The following is an 18,511-nucleotide window of genomic DNA, read 5'->3' as shown; positions in this document are numbered from 1 at the left end:
CGTTTCGCCATCTCGTATCCCTCCAAAAAGTTCGGGATACACCTTAGCTAACTGTCCGGATTTCCGGGACCACTTCAGTATTCCGCGAACACAGCAACGAACGACAATTTATCGACAAGGATTACGAGATTTGGGACCAGAACTTTGACAAGGAACTGGACCTTCACATTACCGAATGGAATGTGCGCACGTCGAATTTTCCCCAGAACGGCATGCGCGGGGCAGGAGTGATCGCCAAGCAGTTTTCCTATATGATCGACATGGGTGCGGATGCTGCGCAAAGCTGGCCGGCGATCCACAACACGACGACACATCTGGCGGGTACACGCTCGGACATGCCTCTGCTGGATGACGAAGATCGGGTGCATAATTCGACCCGGGGGGCGATGTTTGATGTGATGTCTACGGAACTGGTGGGGATGGAACTGGTTCACACCGAGTTCAGCAATGATGACGGGCGCATGGAAGTCATCACCTATCAGTCCGACGACAAGATCGTATTCCAGATCCTGTCGCGTACGGATGAGCCGGTGGATCTGGAACTGGACGTGTCGAGCCTGTTTACGCGGTTCGAGACAGCCAGCGCGGTTAGGATCGGGTATGACCAATCCAGCGAAAGCTCGGACGGTATCTACCGCGACCGTGACGGCAACCTTGTGGAAGCCCAATACCGTATCGTGGATGGCGAGCGCTATTATTTCAACGAACACGACGTTCTTGCGACAATCGAAGACCTGGTTCTGGACAGTAACAATCTGGACAACAACGAGATTTCGCTGCGGTTGAGACCCTATGAGGTGGTGCAGATGGTCTTTACCCTGGACGCAGACGATCCGAACGGTGCGGATCCCGGTCGCTTCGTGACCGGAACGCAAGGGGCTGACGCCATCGAAACCGGAAGTGGAAATGACCAGATTGACGCCCTGGGTGGAAATGACACGGTCCTGGCCGGGGATGGCACTGATGTCGTCTTTGGCGGGACCGGAGATGACCAGATCAAGGGCGGACGCGGCGATGATTTTATTCATGCCGAAGAAGGCGACGATGCGATCTATGGGCATGGCGGCGATGATGACATGAAGGGCTATGATGGCAATGACACCCTTGCCGGCAACCAGGGGGCCGATACGTTGCTGGGCAGCAAGGGGGATGACGTTTTGCGCGGCAACAGCGAAAACGATACGCTGAATGGCGGGCAGGGCGCCGATACGCTTTTGGGCGGCGAGGGCCGTGACACGTTGACTGGCTGGTCAGGTGCGGACCGGTTCTTCTTTGAGCTTGATGATATGGTCCAGGGCGATCTGATTACTGACTTCGAGATCGGAAAGGACGTGATTGAACTGGACTATGACGACATCAATTCCGTTGCCGATCTGCGGTTCGAGGATGTGCAGGGCGGAGTTGTCGTATTTGTCGGGGACCATGGAGGGCTTGGTTTGATGGGCACGTTTTCAGCCGCTCAGGTCAATAATCCTGCCAATTTTATTTTTACTGATTGACGGCGGTTTCGCTAGGTTTGGGGTATGCCCCATTTGTGCTCCAGTGCCTCGATGGCCGCGATACGTTCGCCGGTCTTGGGGTGGCTGAGTAACCAGGCAGGCATGGGCGCGGCGCCTGATTGGGTCAGCTTTTCAAGCTTTTGGAACAGGGATTTCTGTGGTCCGGTGCCGATGCCGGACTTGGTGAGCAGTGCGGCGGCATAGCTGTCAGCCTCGTATTCGTCCGAGCGTGACAGGCGCGCCATCAACAGCGACATGGCAGAATTGGCGATCATCGGTCCGATACCGGGCAGAAAACGGGACAATACCATGGCCAGGGCCGTTCGCAGCGCGTTCTGGCCGGAAAAGTCGATCATTCGGCGACGGGAATGTCCCAGCGCCACATGGCCCAGTTCGTGTGCAATGACGCTGGCCATTTCCGGCGCGGTCACGTCGCCGGCGCGATAACGATTATAAAAGCCGCGTGTGATGAAAATGCGCCCATCCGGCGCGGCGAGCCCGTTGACCGGCTCGATTTCGTAAATATGTACTCGGATGCGGGGCAGGTCCAGCGCCCGGGCCATGGTCCGGACCAGGGGCACAAGCGAAGGGTCCGCCAGTTCGGTGGATCGCGCGTCCAGTTCGCGTGACGTGCGCCAGGCCGAAAACCGGAACATCAAAAGGCCATAGATCAGGGCAATCAGGATGGGCGTGAACTTGAGCATAACAAAGATATGGGGCACTGTTGCGACAAGGGCAAGCGGCGCTTGACGCAATGTGACTCCGCCTTTTGGCCAGAACACAGACCGGTATGGCTCGCCAGGCCACGCAACACCAGGAACGCCTTGTCGTTGGATGCACGCCGGATCAGTTCATCGGGGTCTTCCCCGACCATCCGGTTCGGGAGCCTCGCAAACCGACAAAAGGCGCCGTTCAGGGGCGCCACCTGCGAAACCACGATCGCAAGATCGTTTTCTGGCGCCCCGAACATCAAGCCATTTCGGCATTGGAACAGTCTGTCGGCAACATGACCTAGGTGTATTTCCGGAAGCCCGTGTATAGTGAGGCCGCTAACCGGCGCCTGTGTATTCCGCCAGGCATGGGTTTGCGACCAATCTGGGGAGGAAAACATGACATCGAAACTGGAAACGAAGCAGGTGATGATAGGCGCGGCAGCCGGTATCGCCGTGATCCTTGTGAGCGCCGCGGTGCTGGGGATGTCGCTCCTCGTGTCGGTGGTTCTGGGCGCAATCGTTTATGTCGCCGTGTCTCGTCTCAAGCGAGAAAGCGGCCGCGCAACGGCGGAACCGGAAGTGATGGCGCCCGTGGCTGTACCCACCCACGCGCCCGAAGCGGAACCGGTTGTTGCGGCAGATACACCAACGCCGCAGCCGGAAGTCAGCGCCAGTGGCTCGCCGGCTGCGGATCAGCAGGCTGCAACCGGTTCGGCCGGGGCCGACATGGCTGGAGACGTGCGGCTTGGCACGCTCTTGCCGGGCGAGACCGAAGTATCGGAGCGCAAGGGAAACTGGCGCTACAACGGCTGATCCATGGCGTTTTCGCATCGGGCTGGAAACCCGTTATCTGCCTGGCCTAAGGTTGCCGAAGGCCAGGCAGGAGCGGAGCATGCTGAATTTTTACAAACGTATCTGGGCACATACCGGTCGTCGCCAGATCCTGCTGATCGTCCTGTCATTGATTGTCGCGGCTTTGGCGGCCGCCCCGCTGCGGTACCAAAAGGATATTATCAACGGTCTTGGTCCGGATATGGAGCTTGCCCGACTGGTCTGGCTGTGTGCCGGGTATCTTGGGGTGATCGTCCTTACCAATATCTTCAAGTACGTGTTGAACTACCGCAGCTCCCTTTTGGGCGAAGACACAATTCGCGATATTCGTCAGGGCATCTACAAGGCGCGTTTCTCTGCCGAAACGGAAACCACCCGCGACACCGGCACATTGGCCACGATCATCTCTGCCGAATCCGAAGAGGTGGGCCGCTTTGTCGGAGCGGCCATTGCCAACCCATTGTTACAGGTGGGGACGCTGCTGTCTGTGATTACCTATATTGCCGCCACACAGCCTTATCTTGGCGTTTTCCTGGTGTTGATTGTCTTGCCGCAAGCGGCCATCGTTCTGGTGCTACAGGAGCGCGTGAACCGGAGGGTCAAGGAACGCACCCTGGTATTGCGCGAGGCCAGTTCGACGATTTCCGAAGAAAACCTGGAACGGATTCGCGATGCCCAGCAGGGCGTTCTGGACGATTTTGACCACATCTACACCACGCGGCGCGGCATCTTTCGGCTGAAGTTGTCGATGAAATTTGCGATGAACCTATTGAACGGCATTGGACTGGTGGGAATTTTGCTCATCGGAGGCGTTCTGATGATGCACGGACGAAGCGATGTCGGAACCGTGGTGGCGTCGATTGCGGCGCTGGAGAGGATCAGCGCCCCCTGGCGCGCGCTTTTGGGTTTTTACAAGGAACTGAGCGCGGTACGTGTGAAATTTGATCTGATCATGGGTCCGCCTGCGGTGCATCCAACATGAAATAGGCGCCGCATGGCGCCTTTGTCAAGTCCTCATGGTGCATGGATAATCTGGCCGGCTTACCGGCCCCATTTGCGGATCGGTCCGCTATCCATGTGCACGAAATTCGATCCGGTGTAACGCCCGACACCGCCGGCACGGGTGACTTCCGCAGCTTTGGCGATCTGATTGACCGATCGTGATGCCAATCGCAGATCGGCCGCTTGTCCCTTGATGTGCAGCGAGTTTTTCGCCACGTTTCGCGAACGCGAGCGGAGCATCGCATTCGTGGCGGCACTGCGGTATCCAGACAGCAACAGATACGGTTCGCTCACATCCAGAAGATTATGTGACGCGGCCATGATGTCGATGGCGCGAACATCGATCTTCTTGACATCGCTGGTGCGCCAGTCGCGCATGAACATGTTGATCTCGTTCACGGCTTCCTTGATATATTCACCTTCGATCCAGTAAATCGTATCAAGTTTCTCGCCGGTGCGCCCGGAATACATTCGAATGCGGCGGATGTCGCCGCCGCCGCGCAAGAACCCTGCTGCATTGGAAAATGTCGGTGCTGCGGCCACGGTGGTGGCGGCAAAGGCGGCCAGCAGGCCACGTCTGGATATGCTCAAAGAGCTGCTGTCTTTCATAGTTTCGGCGCCTGTCCCGTCGCTATCCTGGTCACGATGTTACGTGACATGAGTGTACATCCCCAGATGTGCGCGTTTTATGGCATAGAACGATTCGCCGACCAAGAGGTGTTTTCGTCGCGCAGGGCAGATCAACACATTTGAGCAAAAATTTGCTTAATTGGTCCAACTTGTGGCTTCGGCGCTCCGACGCTGGAATTGGGCGACAGCCGGTGCAGTGTTTCAATACCGGGTCAAAAGAAAGTGGACAGGAAGCGTACAAATGCCGACACTTGTCAGCACTTTTCCTGTCTGCAAGAGGATATTGCTCATGTTTCGAATTCTCTGGCTGAAATCCTTTTCCATTCCGGCTGTGATCCTGGCGATGACAGTGTCTTTGAGCGCAGTGCCGGCACAGGCCGTTACCGCCTTCAAGCAGGCCGTGGCCGAAGCGGCCGCGCATGATGCCGATGCCGCCGCTTTCTATCGTGACAGGAAATATGCGCCTGTCTGGACGGGCGAAGGCGCGCTGGACAAAGCGCGGCGCAAGGCACTGATCGAGGCGTTGTCGCGGGCCGAGGACCATGCCTTGCCCGGCGCGCGGTACGAAGCCGGCCAACTGCTTTCAGAGATGTCAACCGCGCGCAGCGCCCGCGCTCTGGGATTGGTCGAAGTGGCCCTGACCGAGGCCTTTCTGACCTACGCACGCGATGTGTCATCAGGCATGTTCGTGCCTTCGGACATCGACAGCGGAATGGTGCGCGAGGTTGTGCGCCGCGATCGTGGCGAACTTATCCGCAGTTTTGCTGCCAGCCCGGACCCCCGGGAATTCCTGCGTAGCTTGCCGCCGCAGTCACCGGAATACCTGCGCCTGATGAAGGAAAAACTTCGGCTGGAGCGGTTGGTTGCGACCGGGGGTTGGGGGGCCGAAGTTCCCGGTAGCGCGAAGCTGGCGCCCGGGGACAGTGGCCCGCGCGTGGTGATCCTGCGAAATCGTTTGATCGAAATGGGCTTTATGGGACGCAGCGCAACGGCAATTTATGATCGCGAGATCGAGAGGGCGGTACAGGCCTTTCAGCTTGCACACGGACTTACGGCGGATGGTGTTGCCAGCAAGAGCACGATTGACGAAATAAATCGCCCGCCCGAATACCGGTTGAAATCGGTGATGGTGGCGATGGAGCGTGAACGCTGGCTTAGCCGGGCCAATGAGGGGCGGGAAATCTCGGTGAACCTGACCGATTTCACCGCCAAGATCTATGACGATGGCAAAGTGACATTCCGGACCCGGTCGGTCGTGGGCAAGAACCAGAGTGACCGGCGCACACCGGAATTTTCCGACACCATGGAACACATGGTCATTAACCCGACATGGAACGTGCCCCGTTCCATTGCGACCAAAGAGTATCTGCCGATGCTGAAACGCAACCCGAACGCGGTCAGCTATATGCGTCTTGTCGATGCGCGGGGCCGCACGGTAAATCGGGCCAATGTCGATTTTGCCAATTACTCGGCCCGCAACTTCCCCTTCGACATGAAGCAACCGCCCAGCAATTCAAACGCGCTGGGACTGGTCAAATTCATGTTTCCGAACAAATACAACATTTATCTGCACGACACGCCTGAAAAAAGGCTGTTCAATCAAGAGGTTCGCGCCTTCAGCCATGGCTGCATCCGGTTGCAGGAACCGTTCCAATTTGCCTATGCGTTATTGGCCAGGCAAGTCGAAAACCCCAAGGAATTCTTCCAGGAGCGGCTGAAAACCAAGCGTGAAACCCAGGTGGATCTTGAACAGCCAATTCCGGTGCACATCATCTATCGCACCGCCTATACCCAGGCGAAGGGCCCGGTTCAGTATCGCCGTGATGTCTATGGTCGCGATGCCAAGATCTGGAAGGCGATGGCGAATGAAGGGGTGGTCTTGCGCTCGCATCAGGGATAAATACGCCCCCGACAACCCCGGGGGGCGCATGGCGTACACGGTTCAGGATATCGCAACGGCGCTGGACGCCGAATGCTACGGAAACACCGGTCTGGCAATAGCGAAGGTGGCCGAACCGGCCAGCGCCGGGCCAGACGATCTTGCCCTTCTGACCAATCCAAAATTCGTGGATGGGCTGGCACGGGGCGCGGCGCGCGTGGCGTTGTTGTGGCCGGGGGCCGACTGGCAGGCGCTGGGGCTTGAGGCGGCGATCGTTGCATCGCGCGGGCGCTTTGCCTTGGCGGGGCTGACCGCAATGATGGACCCCGGACAACACTTTCCGCGGGGCATTCATGAAACCGCCTTGATAGACCCGTCGGCGGACCTTGCCGAGAACATACGCGTCGCGCCTTATGCGGTGATTGGCCCGCGCGCCAGGATCGGGGCAAACAGCACCATTGGCCCGTTCTGCCATATCGGCGCCGACAGCGTATTGGGAGAGGGCGCCTTTCTGCGTGACCACGTTTCAATTGGTGCCCGTGTCAAAATCGGTGCAGGTTTTCGTGCCCAGCCGGGCGCCCGGATCGGGGCGGACGGCATGTCTTTTGTTACACCCGAGGTTTCGGGGGTGGAAAGGGCCCGGGGCTCTTTGGGAGACCAGGGAGATGTGAAGGCGCAAAAATGGGCGCGCATCCATTCGCTTGGTGCCGTGTCGATCGGGGATGACGTCGAGATCGGGGCCAATACCTGCGTGGACTATGGCACAATCCGCGACACCAGCATCGGCAATGGCACCAAGATCGACAACCTGGTTCATGTGGCACATAACGTGACCGTCGGTACCGATTGTCTGTTTGCGGCCGGAGTCGGCATTGCCGGGTCCACACGAATTGGCAACAACGTTGTGCTGGGCGGTCATGTGGGCGTGACCGACAACACGGTCATCGGTGACAACGTGATCGCGGGTGGTGGTACCAAGGTGCTGAGCAAGGTTCCGGGCGGTCAAGTGATACTGGGCTATCCCGCCGTCAAGATGGACACGCATCTGGAAATGTATAAGGCTTTGCGCCGCCTGCCGCGCCTGTTCAAACAGGTCGCGGCACTTCAGAAATCTGTTTCAAAAAACGGGTCGAATGACTAAATCGGGCCTGACTCCGTCAGCCGAAAGGAACACAGCATGAGCGTCAAGGACAAGGTCATTGAAATCATCGCGGAACAAGCGGTACTCGAGCCATCGGATGTGACCCCGCAAAGCACTCTCGAAGACTTGGGGATTGACAGCCTGGGCCTTGTGGAAAGTATCTTCGCAATTGAAGAAGCCTTTGACATTTCGGTTCCGTTCAATGCCAACGAACCCATGCAAAGCGATTTCGACATCTCCACTGTAGCTTCGATCATAGCGGGCATAGAAAAGCTGCTCATTGCGCAGAAGGCGTAGACTGGACATCACAATGAAACGCGTCGTCATCACCGGGGCCGGAACGGTCAATGCTTTGGGGCATAACGTGCCGGATACGCTGGAGGCCATGCGCGAGGGACGTTGCGGCATTGGCGAGTTGGACATGCGCGATGTGGATCGGCTGGCGGTCAAGATCGGCGCCCAGGTACGTGGCTTCGAGGCTGAAAGCCTGTTCAACCGCCAGCAGCTGGCGCTGTTTGACCGGTTCACCCAGTTTACGCTGGTTGCCGCCCGCGAGGCCTTGAGCCAGGCGGAGTTGGAGTTTTCCGGCGAATTGTCAGCCAAATCTGGTGTGGTTCTGGGTAATTCCGGCGGTGGAATGCAAACCCTGGATGAAAATTACCGGTCGGTCTATGAAGAGGGCAAGAACCGGGTCCACCCGTTTGTCGTGCCCAAGCTTATGAACAACGCGGCCGCAAGCCATGTGAGTATGGAGTTCAACCTCAAGGGGCCGAGTTTCACGGTTGCCTCGGCCTGTGCATCCTCTAACCATGCCATGGCACAGGCATTCCAGATGGTGCGTTCCGGCATGTCCCCGGTGATGATCACGGGCGGAACCGAGTCCATGCTGTGCTTTGGCGGGGTCAAGGCCTGGGAGGGATTGCGTGTCATGTCCAAGGATGCCTGCCGCCCGTTTTCCGCCAATCGCAACGGCATGGTGCAGGGCGAGGGCGCCGGGGTGTTTGTGTTCGAAGAGATGGAGCACGCCCGCAAGAGGGGCGCCGAAATCATGGCCGAGGTAATCGGATTCGCCATGAGTTCCGATGCGGCGGATATCGTGATGCCGTCAAAACAAGGGGCCGCCCGCGCGATTGCCGGGGCGCTTGCCGATTCCCGAATTAACCGCGACGAGGTGGGGTACATCAATGCCCACGGCACCGGTACGACGGCGAATGACAAGACCGAGTGCGGCGCTGTGGCGGATGTATTTGGGCCGCATGCCGACAGGTTGTTGATATCATCGACCAAATCCATGCACGGGCACCTGATCGGCGGCACCGGCGCAGTGGAACTTCTGGCCTGCATCATGGCGCTTCGCGATGGCGTGATTGCGCCCACCATCGGCTATGAAGAGCCAGACCCGGAATGCGCACTGGACGTTGTTCCCAATGAAGCCCGTGACGCCAATGTGACTGTGGCGTTGTCCAATGCCTTTGCTTTTGGCGGGTTGAACGCCGTACTGGCGTTGCGAAAAGTGTGATCGCGCATGAAAAAGCCGCCCCAAGGGACGGCTTTCTGTCGTGATTGGATCGGGTGCGGCTATTCGATCACGCCCGTGGCGCTGTCAAAAGCCTTGGTAAAGCCGCTCAGGGACATGTTGACCTTGACGATCTGATCGGGTGCGGCCGCAGGGACGATGATCATGTCGGCCGTCGTGCCGGCTTTGTAACCTTCGATATCTTCCTGGCTCAGTCCGATCCGAGAAAAGCAGCCGATCTGGTTGCAGAATGCAAATGGATAGCGTTTGGCGTTGGCGCCGTCCACGGCCACGGTAAGCTGCGCCGTGAGCATGGTTTCCAATGGCACGACAATGGTTGCGCCCGCGACCGCGCCGCCCGCAGGTGTCGCCAGCTTGTACAAGGTGATCTCGGCCACCGGGTTGCCGGCGTCGTCCTCCATCAACTGATACAGGCGGCAAGGACGTGGCTCGGGGCCGGCCTTGGTGCATTCCAGCACCCAGTCACCGATCGTCTCGGCCGTGACATCGTCGGGCGAGGTGGGTGTTGGCACGGTCGATGGCTGCTCGACCTTTTCACCCATGGCGAGCGAACCGTCGGAGAGTGAGCCAACCCCCTGGGCCAGAACGGGTTCCGCAGCCAAGGCGAGTATGGCGGCAAGGATCAGATTGAGTTTCTTGGGCATGGGAATCCCTGTGCGTTGAATTGTCTTGTCCCGCTTAACACGGGCCGTCCGAAATGTCAGTGCTCAGACTTATGAATATCGCGTGCCGCAAGCAAGATTTCGCGTGCGAGCGCGTTGGTTGCGGCAATAGAAAAAGGAGCCCGAAGGCTCCTTTTCCGTCTTTTCACTCCCCGTCGGACTGGCCGACTTGTTCATTGCCGAAACGGTACGCAGAATCCAGAGGACCGTCAACAGTAAAAAATCGGGCTGTTGCCTGATATTCCACGAAAAAATGGCCGTGCAGTGTGCACGGCCCAGTCTGACAGGGAGGAAGTCACCCCGAGGCAAGGAGGACATGTCCCCGAGGCAGGTTTCACACTGGACGAGAATGGTTAAGAATGTCCTTTAGGAACGGAAAGTTACCAGGCACAAAGGGACAACAGGCGATGGACGGCAAGATATTCGTTGGTGGCGGTGGGGAAAACTATACTGAAAAACAGGGGCTTGCCCTGAAATATGCCAATCGACACGGGCTGATTGCGGGGGCGACAGGCACCGGAAAAACGGTGACTCTGCAAATCCTGGCGGAAGGGTTTAGTTCAGCTGGCGTGCCGGTATTCCTGTCCGATGTAAAAGGCGATCTGTCGGGGTTGGCGGCAGCGGGCAGCGACGGCTTCAAACTGCATGGCGCGTTTGCCGAGCGCGCCGCGAAAATCGGTTTTGACAACTACCGCTATGACAGCTTTCCGGTCACGTTCTGGGATCTGTTTGGCGAGCAAGGTCATCCGGTGCGAACGACGGTCGCCGAGATGGGCCCCTTGCTATTGGCCCGGCTGATGGAGTTGACCGAGGCGCAGGAAGGCATTTTGAACATCGCGTTCCGATTGGCTGATGAGCAAGGTTTGCCATTGTTGGACTTGAAGGATTTGCAATCGCTTCTGGTGTGGGTCGGTGAAAACCGTGCTGACCTCGCACTGCGTTACGGCAATGTATCGGTGAATTCGATCGGCGCGATTCAGAGGCGGTTGCTGGTGCTTGAAAACCAGGGTGGGGCCAAGCTGTTTGGCGAACCTGCGTTGGATCTTGGCGATATCATGCGCACGGATGTCGATGGGCGTGGACGGATCAACATCCTGGCGGCGGACAAGCTGATGGGCGCCCCCCGGCTATATGCGACTTTCCTGTTGTGGCTTTTGTCGGAACTGTTCGAGGAATTGCCCGAGGTGGGCGACCCGGACAAGCCAAAGCTGGTTTTCTTTTTTGACGAGGCGCATCTGCTGTTCGAGGACGCTCCGAAGGCGCTTGTGGACAAGGTGGAGCAGGTGGCCCGCCTGATCCGCTCAAAGGGGGTTGGAGTGTATTTCGTCACACAAAACCCTGATGACATTCCCGAGGATATTCTGGGCCAGTTGGGCAATCGCGTGCAACATGCACTGCGCGCCTTTACCGCGCGTGACCGCAAGGCGCTGCGCATGGCGGCCGAAACCTATCGCGAAAACCCGCGATTTGATACCGAGGCCGCGATCCGCGAAGTGGGCGTGGGCGAGGCGGTGACATCGATGCTGATGAAGAAGGGGGTGCCCGGGATCGTGGAGCGCACGCTGATCCGCCCACCCTCGTCACAATTGGGACCACTTGACGGGGCAATGCGGCAGCAGGTGATTGCCATCTCTCCGGTTGCCGGAAAGTACGAAGAGGTCGTTGATCGGAGGTCAGCCTATGAGATCCTGCGCGAACGCGCCTCCAAGGCGGCAGCGCAGGCAGAGCGGGCCGAGGCGCAGGAAGAGGAGATGGACACGGCGCGTCGGGAGTTCAATGCGGCGCGGCGCTATTCCGGTTCGCGCGTGAGCCGGTCCACGTCGCGCACGTTGCGGGTGCGGGCGGATGACACATTCGGCGAGGCGATGACCAAGATGGTGGTGAAGGAGCTGTCGGGCACGACCGGACGGCGGATCGTGCGCGGGATCCTGGGCGGTTTGTTCAGGGGAAGGTAATTTCAGAGTGCGCCATGCGGCGCGCAGGGCGTGACGCGCGATGCGCGTCGGGCGGGGCGCTGCCCCGTCGCCATCCGGCGACTCCCCGGAGTATTTTCAGGCAAAATGAAGATAGGGGCGCCCATCGGGATTGGGCGCCCCTTTTGATGTTATTTTTCGGGTATCAGGCCACGCGGACTGAACCGAAGGACCACCAGAAGAATCACTCCCATGGTCAGGAGGCGCATATGGGCGGCGCTGTCGATCAGGTGTTGGCGCAAGCCGTTGTCCTCGGCCATGCCTATGGTGATCATTTCCATGAGCCACAGGCCGATCGGCTCGACCTGAACCCAGAGGAACCAGATCAGGAAGCCGCCAAGGACCGCGCCAAGATTGTTGCCGGATCCGCCCACGATCACCATGACCCACACAAGGAAGGTATAGCGCAGCGGCTGGTAGGTGCCTGGCGTGAGCTGGCCATCCAGCGTGGTCATCATCGCTCCGGCAATGCCACAGACAGCGGACCCGAGCACGAAGATGTGTAAATGGCGGCGCGTGACATCCTTGCCCATGGCCTCGGCGGCGACCTCGTTGTCGCGTATCGCGCGCATCATGCGGCCCCAAGGGCTTTTCAGCGCGGCCTGGGCCATCAGGAAGATGATCAGCAGCACAGTGGCAAACAGCGCCGCGTAGCCCAGCTTGACGTAGAGTGTCGAGGCCGTGACCGGATCGATCCCAAGACCTTCGGCGCGGGAGACAAAGCTGGCGGATTGTTGCAGGTCGATCTCGTAGGGCACGGGGCGCGGCAGGCCGACCACGTTCTTGACGCCGCGTGCCAGCCAATCTTCGTTTTTCATCACCGCGATCACGATTTCGGCAATGCCAAGCGTGGCGATGGCCAGATAGTCCGACCGCAGGCCCAGGGCTGTCTTGCCGATCAGCCAGGCGGCGCCGGCGGCCAACAGACCGCCTATGGGCCAGGCGAGGAGTACAGGCAGGCCAAGCCCGCCGAGGAAACCTGTTCCGGCAGGGTTCACGGTCTCGACGGCGGCCACGCCGGGATCGAAGATCGCGCGATAGAGGAAGAACCCGCCCAACAGAACCAAGATCAACAGCAAGTTGCGGCTACGCCCGGCCGGCAGGTTCTGGTACACCAAGGCCGCCCCGACGATTGTTCCGGCACCGGCCAGCAGACCGATGATCACGCGGATGCCGCCCGCCGCCCAGGCTTCGCCTACTGGATCTACCGAGGTCAGAACCACGCCAAGCCCACCCAGGGCGACAAACCCCATGACCCCCACGTTGAACAAACCTGCAAATCCCCATTGCAGATTGACCCCCAGCGCCATGATGGCCGAAATCAGCCCCATGTTCAGGATCAGCAGCGCCGAATTCCAACTTTGCATGAGCCCTGTCAGCAGGATCAGCGTTCCAACGGCAGCAAAGAGAAGGGTATTTTTCAAAACATCAGTCATACCGATTTCCCCTTGAACAGGCCGGTGGGCTTGAACAGCAGCACCACGATCAGGATCACGAAGCTGACCGCGAACTTGTAGTCCGTGCTGAGCAGTTGAACGAGCCCGTCAGGTTCGAGGCTTTCCGGCATCAGGTAGACCAGTACTTTTTTCCAGGCATAGGTAATTGTGACCTCGGAGAATGCGATCACGAAACCACCTGCGATGGCGCCCACTGGGCTGCCGAGGCCGCCGACGATGGCGCTTGCAAAGATCGGCAGCAGCAACTGAAAATAGACAAACGGCTTGAAGCTTTTGTCGAGGCCATAAAGCACCCCCGCCGTGGTGGCCAGCGCGGCCACGATCAGCCATGTGTACATGACCACGCGTTCCGGATTGATGCCCGACAGAAGCGCCAGATCCTCGTTATCGGAATAGGCGCGCATGGATTTGCCCGTGCGGGTGCGGTTAAGAAACCAGAACAGAAGGGCCACACAGATCACGGCCACCACCACGGTGATACCCTGGGTCGTCTTGATGGCCAGACCTTCCTTGAGGCCGGTCATGGCCTTGAAGTCGCGTACCGAGATGATGAAACGTTCGCCATCGGCAAATTTCTGATCATTCGGGCCGATGATGAAGCGCACAAGACCGTTCATGATGAACATCACGCCCATGGACACGATCACCAGGATCACCGGCTTGGCCTTTTGCTCGCGGTAGAACTTGTAGACCATTCGATCTGTTATCAGCACAAGTACCATCGTGCCCAAGATAGCGAAGGGCAATGCAAGAAGCGCGGTGGGCAACGGGCCAAAGTTCAGGCCCATGGACTGGAACCACCATGTTACCATAACGGCAATCATCGCGCCAAAGGCCATGGTATCGCCATGGGCGAAGTTGGAGAAGCGCAGGATGCCATAGATCAGTGTCACCCCCAGCGCACCAAGCGCAAGTTGACTGCCATAGGCAATGGCGGGGATCAGGACAAAGTTGGACAGCGCCACGATGGCGTTTAGGAAATCCATGGTCAGCCCCCCAAAAAGGATTTGCGGACTTCGGGATCGGCCAGAAGGTCCTTGCCGGTGCCGGTATAGGCGTTGCGACCCTGAACGAGGACATAGCCCTTGTCTGCGATTTCAAGCGCCTGGCGGGCGTTCTGTTCCACCATCAGGATCGGAATGCCGGTGCGGGACACCTCGATGATGCGGTCGAACAATTCGTCCATCACGATCGGCGATACACCGGCGGTGGGTTCATCCAGCATCAGCACCTTGGGTTTGGTCATCAGCGCGCGGCCCACGGCCACCTGTTGACGCTGCCCGCCGGACAGCTCTCCGGCCGGCTGGTTACGCTTTTCGCGCAGGATCGGGAACAGGTCATAGACCTGCGCCATCGTCTCGGTGAAATCGTCGCGCCGGATGAAGGCACCCATTTCCAGGTTTTCCTCGACCGTCATCGAAGTGAATATGTTGGAGGTTTGCGGCACAAACCCCATCCCCTTGACCACCCGGTCCTGAGGCGACAGGTTGGTGATGTCCTCGCCGTCCAGCCGGACCGACCCCTGTCGCAGATCGAGCATTCCGAAAACGGCCTTCATTGCCGTGGATTTGCCCGCTCCGTTGGGGCCGACGATGACCGCGATTTCGCCCGGATCCACGGCCACGGTGCAATCATGCAGGATATCCGGGCCGGATTTTCCATATCCGCCGGTCATGCTGTCACCAACCAGAAAGGCGCTGTGGGTGTTCATTTCCTTGCCGGTTCCCCCGGAAGGTCGCATTTCGCCGCTGCCCCTGGGGTTCGCAATCGAGGCATCCTTGTTGCCCCGGTCGCCATAGTCGCCGTTGCTCATGCCCCTACCTTGTCCTTGTTCTTGAGACCGGTGCCCAGATAGGCCTCGATCACCTGTTCGTTGGCCTTGATCTGATCCAGCGTACCGGTGGCCAACACCTTGCCCTCTGCCATGCAGATCACCGGGTCGCACAGGCGGCCAATGAAATCCATGTCGTGTTCGATCACGACAAAGGTGTAATTGCGTTCCTTGTTCAGCCGGATGATTGCGTCGCCGATGGTGTTGAGCAGGGTACGGTTCACCCCTGCGCCCACCTCGTCAAGAAACACGATCTTGGCGTCCACCATCATGGTGCGCCCCAGTTCCAGCAGCTTTTTCTGACCACCCGAAACCTGACCGGCCTTGTGATCGGCCAGATGTTCGATGGTCAGGAATTCCAGAACTTCATCCGCCTTGGCGCGTAGCGCGCGTTCCTCATCAGCGATACGTTTGCGCCCGAACCACGTGTTCCACAGCGTTTCGCCAGATTGTCCGCCCGGGACCATCATCAGGTTTTCCCGGCAGCTCATTGACGAAAATTCGTGCGCGATCTGGAAAGTTCGCAGCAACCCCTTGTGAAACAGCGCGTGCGGCGGCAAGCCCGTGATATCCTCGCCATCCATGGTGACTGTGCCGGAGGTTGGTTCAAGAACCCCGGCGATCACATTGAAAAGGGTAGTTTTTCCGGCGCCATTTGGGCCAATCAGCCCGGTGATGGAGCCTGGTTCAATGGCCAGCGACGCACCATCCACGGCCCGAAAGCCGCCAAAGTGCTTGTGAACGTCCTGCACGACGATCATGTCTCACGCCCCCCCCTGTGAGTTATGCGTGTCCGCGATTCTGGCCGCGCCTTATATATGGAAAAACAGCCCGGACAAGCGCCGAGCTGTTCTTTTTTCTTTTCAGTCGTGAGATCAGCGGAACTGGGCGGTTGTGATCTTGCCACCTTCGATGACGATTTCACGATAGCCGCCAGCCGCTTCGCCGCCGCCGATCAATTCGACCGCCGTCGCACCGACATAATCGATCTCGCCGCCGGCTGCCAGAATTTCCAGACCCTTGGCCAGTTCACCGGTATTGATTTTCTCGCCCGGCGCGTTGGCCACGTCCATGACCTTGTCCTTGTAGACTTGCGGATCGGACGAGCCGGCGGCCTGCATGGCCAGCATAATCAGCGCCGCCGCATCGTAGCTTTCTCCGATGTAGGGGCCAGACGAGTCATAGGAATCCGACATGATCATCTTGACGATCATATCCGTGTTGGTGGCTTCGCCACCTGGCACCGTACCGACAGAGCCCTCGATTTCGTCGCCAAAGTTGGCTTCCAGGGCCGCGCCGATCATGCCATCGGGCAGCGCGAATGTGTCGAATGCACCGGTGTCAAGCGCCGCCCGGATGATGCCGGGACCACCCTGGTCCACATAACCGGCGACAATCAGGATATCGCCTCCGGCAGATGCCAGCGCGCCAACTTCGGCCGAATAGTCTGCCTTGCCGTCTTCATGCGCTGTTACCGCGGTGACTTCGCCACCCTTTTCCTTGAAGGCGGCGGCGATGCTGTCCGCAAGACCCTTGCCATAGTCGTTGTTGGTGTAGGTGATGGCGGCCGATTTGAAGCCCTTTTCCATCAGCACATCCGCCATGACCTGACCCTGGCGCGCATCCGACGGCGACGTGCGGAAGAATACGCCGTTATCCTCGGCGTTCGACAGCGCCGGTGAGGTCGCCGAGGGCGAGATCATCACAACGCCATTGGGCATGGCCACATTCGACAGGATCGCGCCCGTGACACCGGAACAGTCCGCGCCCACGATGCCCTTGACTCCGTCGGAGGTGATCAGGCGTTCGGCGGCAGCGGTCGCCGCGCCGGCATCCACGCAGGTCGAATCGCCGCGCACGGGGACAACAGTCGAACCGCCCAACAGCTTGCCGGATTCGCTGACTTCCTTCATCGCCAGTTCGCCACCCGCGGCCATCGCCGGCGTCAGGGATTCGATCGGCCCCGTAAAGCCCATGATCACGCCCAGCTTGATTTCCTCGGCCGAGGCCGCTCCAGCCAGCAACGCGCCCGCGGCTGTCGCCAAAAGCAGTTTTTTCATTGGTACACTCCCAGATTGGTTTTTTTGTTCCAGCAAAGAGCCTAAGCGGGGGGCATTCAAAAGAAAAGGGGCAACTGACCAGAATTTGATCACCTAGTTCACGGGGTGTATCGCAATTCGTGCTAGTTTCCGACAGACCGATTCCGCCGGAGTATTGTCCATGTTTTTCAAGACCCTCGCCATTTTGTTCTGGGCCGTCGCCGTGACCGGTGTTCAGGCCGAGGTGATCCAGACCGGTGCCGAACTTGCCCGGATCGAAGAGATGGCCTCGGGCCTGCGCACTCCATGGGGCTTTGGCTTTCTGCCATCGGGCGAGGTTCTGATCACCGAACGCAGCGGCAAGCTGAGGCGTTTGGACGAGGACGGCTGGCTGCATGACGTCGCGGGTGTACCCAATGTGGTGGCGCGCGGGCAGGGCGGTTTGATGGACATTCTGATCCCACGCGATTTTGCCCGGCGTCGCGAGATTTTCCTCACCTATTCCAAACGGCAAAGGGGCGGCGCGGGTACCGCGGTGGCGCGGGCGCGGCTGTCGCAGGACGGCGCCCGGCTTGGCGATGTCACGACGATCCTGGAAATGACGCCGGGCAGCGACGGCGGGCGCCATTTCGGCAGCCGCCTTGTCGAGGCGCGTGACGGCACCCTGTTTGTCACCCTTGGCGACAGGGCCGACCCTGACTCGGCCCAGGACCTGTCGCGCCACAATGGCAGTATCCTGCGTATTACGCGCGACGGGCGCGCGGCACCGGGCAATCCTTTTCTCGGGCGGGCCGGGGTCGAGCCGGAAATCTGGTCCTACGGGCACCGCAACCCTCAGGGTGGCGCGCTGGACAGCGCAGGGCAACTTTGGGCCGTGGAACACGGGGCCAGGGGCGGCGATGAAATCAACCGGATCGAGCGGGGAGCAAATTACGGCTGGCCGGTCATTTCGTACGGGGTGCATTATTCCGGGCGCAAGATCGGCGAAGGCACCGCCAGGCCCGGTATGAAACAACCCGCCTATTACTGGGATCCGTCCATCGCACCCTCGGGCATGATGATTTATTCGGGCAAGCTGTGGCCTGCCTGGCGGGGGCAGATATTTGTCGGCAGCCTGAAATTCGATCTCATTTCACGCCTGTCCGGGCAGCCGATGCAGGAACGCGAACGCATCGCATCGTCCCACACCATACGGGTACGCGACATCCGTGAAGCACCGGATGGCAGCATCTGGTTCCTGTCGGAGGGGCGCGGAGCGCTTTACCGGCTGACACCGGGCGGATAGGGTACACATAATTGCATAGACAATAACAGGTT

At 59.2% G+C, this 18,511-nt stretch carries 18 protein-coding genes; 10 read left to right on the top strand and 8 right to left on the bottom strand.

Annotated features, from left to right (window positions below; all coding sequences use genetic code 11):
* The first annotated feature begins 212 nt into the window (after nucleotides 1-212).
* Nucleotides 213-1,499 (top strand): calcium-binding protein, encoded by a 1,287-nt coding sequence (locus I3253_RS18220; protein WP_197919247.1) that lies wholly within the window; start codon nucleotides 213-215, stop codon nucleotides 1,497-1,499.
* Between the two features lie 11 nt (nucleotides 1,500-1,510).
* Here the strand turns inward: I3253_RS18220 and I3253_RS18215 are convergent, their stop codons facing one another.
* A complete protein-coding gene (locus tag I3253_RS18215; RefSeq protein WP_197919250.1) occupies nucleotides 1,511-2,203 on the bottom strand; it encodes a M48 family metallopeptidase in 693 nt (230 codons plus the stop codon).
* Between the two features lie 86 nt (nucleotides 2,204-2,289).
* On the opposite strand from I3253_RS18215, the gene I3253_RS18210 reads away from it, so the two are divergent.
* From I3253_RS18210 to I3253_RS18200, 3 genes are all read left to right on the top strand, one after another.
* A complete protein-coding gene (locus I3253_RS18210) occupies nucleotides 2,290-2,514 on the top strand; it encodes a hypothetical protein (protein ID WP_197919246.1) in 225 nt (74 codons plus the stop codon).
* Nucleotides 2,515-2,608: 94 nt separating this feature from the next.
* On the top strand, nucleotides 2,609-3,025 hold the full coding sequence (locus tag I3253_RS18205; RefSeq protein WP_197919245.1) for a hypothetical protein: 417 nt from the start codon (nucleotides 2,609-2,611) through the stop codon (nucleotides 3,023-3,025).
* Between the two features lie 79 nt (nucleotides 3,026-3,104).
* The gene (locus I3253_RS18200; protein ID WP_197919244.1) at nucleotides 3,105-4,025 is read left to right on the top strand and encodes an ABC transporter transmembrane domain-containing protein; all 921 of its coding nucleotides are present in this window, start codon (nucleotides 3,105-3,107) and stop codon (nucleotides 4,023-4,025) included.
* A gap of 59 nt (nucleotides 4,026-4,084) precedes the next feature.
* Here the strand turns inward: I3253_RS18200 and I3253_RS18195 are convergent, their stop codons facing one another.
* Nucleotides 4,085-4,654: a YcbK family protein gene (locus tag I3253_RS18195; protein ID WP_197919243.1), complete on the bottom strand. Its 570-nt coding sequence runs from the start codon at nucleotides 4,652-4,654 to the stop codon at nucleotides 4,085-4,087.
* 310 nt (nucleotides 4,655-4,964) lie between these two features.
* Here I3253_RS18195 and I3253_RS18190 point away from each other — a divergent pair, with 310 nt between their 5' ends.
* The 4 genes from I3253_RS18190 to I3253_RS18175 are packed head-to-tail and all read left to right on the top strand — an operon-like array spanning nucleotide 4,965 to nucleotide 9,214.
* The gene (locus I3253_RS18190) at nucleotides 4,965-6,575 is read left to right on the top strand and encodes a L,D-transpeptidase family protein (protein ID WP_197919242.1); all 1,611 of its coding nucleotides are present in this window, start codon (nucleotides 4,965-4,967) and stop codon (nucleotides 6,573-6,575) included.
* Between the two features lie 28 nt (nucleotides 6,576-6,603).
* Complete coding sequence (locus tag I3253_RS18185; RefSeq protein ID WP_197919241.1) at nucleotides 6,604-7,695, top strand: UDP-3-O-(3-hydroxymyristoyl)glucosamine N-acyltransferase; 1,092 nt, start codon at nucleotides 6,604-6,606, stop codon at nucleotides 7,693-7,695.
* A 36-nt stretch (nucleotides 7,696-7,731) separates the two neighbouring features.
* The gene (locus I3253_RS18180; RefSeq protein ID WP_197919240.1) at nucleotides 7,732-7,992 is read left to right on the top strand and encodes an acyl carrier protein; all 261 of its coding nucleotides are present in this window, start codon (nucleotides 7,732-7,734) and stop codon (nucleotides 7,990-7,992) included.
* 13 nt (nucleotides 7,993-8,005) lie between these two features.
* Nucleotides 8,006-9,214, top strand: coding sequence for a beta-ketoacyl-[acyl-carrier-protein] synthase family protein (locus I3253_RS18175; RefSeq protein ID WP_197919239.1), 1,209 nt, complete (start codon nucleotides 8,006-8,008; stop codon nucleotides 9,212-9,214).
* Nucleotides 9,215-9,273: 59 nt separating this feature from the next.
* Here the strand turns inward: I3253_RS18175 and I3253_RS18170 are convergent, their stop codons facing one another.
* On the bottom strand, nucleotides 9,274-9,876 hold the full coding sequence (locus I3253_RS18170) for an invasion associated locus B family protein (RefSeq protein WP_197919238.1): 603 nt from the start codon (nucleotides 9,874-9,876) through the stop codon (nucleotides 9,274-9,276).
* A gap of 425 nt (nucleotides 9,877-10,301) precedes the next feature.
* On the opposite strand from I3253_RS18170, the gene I3253_RS18165 reads away from it, so the two are divergent.
* A complete protein-coding gene (locus I3253_RS18165) occupies nucleotides 10,302-11,849 on the top strand; it encodes a helicase HerA-like domain-containing protein (protein WP_197919237.1) in 1,548 nt (515 codons plus the stop codon).
* Nucleotides 11,850-11,998: 149 nt separating this feature from the next.
* Here the strand turns inward: I3253_RS18165 and I3253_RS18160 are convergent, their stop codons facing one another.
* The 5 genes from I3253_RS18160 to I3253_RS18140 form a co-directional block, all read right to left on the bottom strand.
* Nucleotides 11,999-13,303, bottom strand: a complete 1,305-nt coding sequence (locus I3253_RS18160; protein WP_197919236.1) for a branched-chain amino acid ABC transporter permease — start codon at nucleotides 13,301-13,303, stop codon at nucleotides 11,999-12,001.
* Nucleotides 13,300-14,310 (bottom strand): branched-chain amino acid ABC transporter permease, encoded by a 1,011-nt coding sequence (locus I3253_RS18155; RefSeq protein ID WP_197919235.1) that lies wholly within the window; start codon nucleotides 14,308-14,310, stop codon nucleotides 13,300-13,302. The genes I3253_RS18160 and I3253_RS18155 overlap by 4 nt, the downstream gene beginning before the upstream one ends.
* A gap of 2 nt (nucleotides 14,311-14,312) precedes the next feature.
* Nucleotides 14,313-15,137: an ABC transporter ATP-binding protein gene (locus tag I3253_RS18150; protein ID WP_197919234.1), complete on the bottom strand. Its 825-nt coding sequence runs from the start codon at nucleotides 15,135-15,137 to the stop codon at nucleotides 14,313-14,315.
* Nucleotides 15,134-15,916, bottom strand: coding sequence for an ABC transporter ATP-binding protein (locus I3253_RS18145; RefSeq protein ID WP_197919233.1), 783 nt, complete (start codon nucleotides 15,914-15,916; stop codon nucleotides 15,134-15,136). Before I3253_RS18145 ends, I3253_RS18150 begins: the two co-directional genes overlap by 4 nt.
* A 114-nt stretch (nucleotides 15,917-16,030) precedes the next feature.
* A complete protein-coding gene (locus tag I3253_RS18140) occupies nucleotides 16,031-17,215 on the bottom strand; it encodes an ABC transporter substrate-binding protein (protein ID WP_197919232.1) in 1,185 nt (394 codons plus the stop codon).
* Nucleotides 17,216-17,375: 160 nt separating this feature from the next.
* Here I3253_RS18140 and I3253_RS18135 point away from each other — a divergent pair, with 160 nt between their 5' ends.
* Complete coding sequence (locus I3253_RS18135) at nucleotides 17,376-18,479, top strand: PQQ-dependent sugar dehydrogenase (protein ID WP_197919231.1); 1,104 nt, start codon at nucleotides 17,376-17,378, stop codon at nucleotides 18,477-18,479.
* The last annotated feature ends 32 nt before the right edge of the window (nucleotides 18,480-18,511 follow it).

The sequence above is a fragment of the Thiosulfatihalobacter marinus genome (assembly GCF_016019955.1).
Taxonomy (GTDB): domain Bacteria; phylum Pseudomonadota; class Alphaproteobacteria; order Rhodobacterales; family Rhodobacteraceae; genus Shimia; species Shimia marinus_A.
Note: the sequence above shows the minus strand (reverse complement) of the source record. Positions and strands in the feature narration are given on the sequence as shown.